This is a genomic window from Streptomyces chilikensis (assembly GCF_001642695.1).
Classification (GTDB): Bacteria; Actinomycetota; Actinomycetes; order Streptomycetales; family Streptomycetaceae; genus Streptomyces; species Streptomyces chilikensis.
The window spans coordinates 1-959 of sequence record NZ_LWCC02000011.1 but is presented as its reverse complement, the minus strand read 5'-3'; the positions used below and the strand labels follow the sequence as shown (position 1 = coordinate 959).

Annotated in this window: 2 protein-coding genes; one reads left to right on the top strand and one right to left on the bottom strand. The window is 73.5% G+C overall.

Features of this window, described 5'->3' with window-relative positions; translation table 11 throughout:
• Positions 1-28 precede the first annotated feature (28 nt).
• On the top strand, positions 29-307 hold the full coding sequence (locus A2U95_RS20685; RefSeq protein ID WP_166025510.1) for a DUF3099 domain-containing protein: 279 nt from the start codon (positions 29-31) through the stop codon (positions 305-307).
• A 46-nt stretch (positions 308-353) separates the two neighbouring features.
• Here A2U95_RS20685 and A2U95_RS20680 read toward each other — a convergent pair whose 3' ends face one another.
• On the bottom strand, positions 354-716 hold the full coding sequence (locus A2U95_RS20680; protein WP_166025508.1) for a DsrE family protein: 363 nt from the start codon (positions 714-716) through the stop codon (positions 354-356).
• Positions 717-959 lie beyond the last annotated feature (243 nt).

Sequence of the window (959 nt, the reverse complement as noted above, 5' to 3'; positions counted from 1 at the left end):
CGTCGCGCGGCATGCCTACGCTGGAGGCATGTACGCGCGACGGCGCCGCGCCTATTTCGTCCTGATGGGCACCTGCCTGGGACTCTTCGTCCTGGCATGGGGCGTGGTGCGGCTGTGGTCGGTCCCGGTGGCGGTGGCCATGTGCGTGGTGGCCATGGTGATCCCGCCGGTGGCGGCGGTCGTCGCCAACCGCCGGGGCCCGGACGACCGCTGGTGGGACGAGACCAGCGGCGACGAGAGGTCCGACGCCTGGTGGGACGAGCTCGACGGCCGGCGCAAACCCCCGCCGGGCCCGGGGAGCGGCTGACCCCTCCCGCGGACCGTGGCCGGAAGCGGCCTGCGGACGAGCGCGATCAGTAGACGAGGGCCTGCGTGTCCTCGCCCAGCGCCTCCTGCACGAACACCTGGGCGCCGGCGATCCGCACGCCCTCCAGCACGTCCGCCTCGGTGATCCCGCGCCGTGCCGCGCACTGCGTGCACAGGGTCACCCGGCCGGCGGCGAGGAGCGATTCCAGCAGGTCGGGCAGCGGCGCGGCGTGCGGCAGTTCGAACTCCGCGGCCCTTCCCGGCAGCGCGAACCACGCCGACTCGCCGGTCAGCCAGAGCGAGACCTCCACGCCGCTGGCCACCGCCACCGCCGCCACCGTGAACGCCTGCGAGCAGCGCTCCGGGGCGTCGACGCCCGCGGTCACCTTGATCACCAGTTTCTTGGCCATGGCTGGATCGTAACCAAACTCCCTTGCAACCCAGGGGCCGGTCGAAGAGTCTTCCCCTTGGCATGGACGCGAAACGTACGTCGGTGCCCTGAATTCCTGCCAGGGAGATGTCTTGTCAGACGACCTGCCGAAGGCACCCGAGGAGGCCCTCCCCAGCGCGGGAGCGGCACCCGGGGAGCCGGAGGCCACCCACACCGGCGGCCCCGCGCCCGCCGGGGAGCCCGCGTCCGCCCCGCGCCGCCG

Excerpts from the sequence above, each read along its gene's own strand:
- A2U95_RS20685 (WP_166025510.1), top strand. The coding sequence starts at position 29 with ATGTACGCGCGACGGCGCCGCGCCTATTTCGTCCTGATGGGCACCTGC.
- A2U95_RS20680 (WP_166025508.1), bottom strand. The coding sequence starts at position 716 with ATGGCCAAGAAACTGGTGATCAAGGTGACCGCGGGCGTCGACGCCCCG.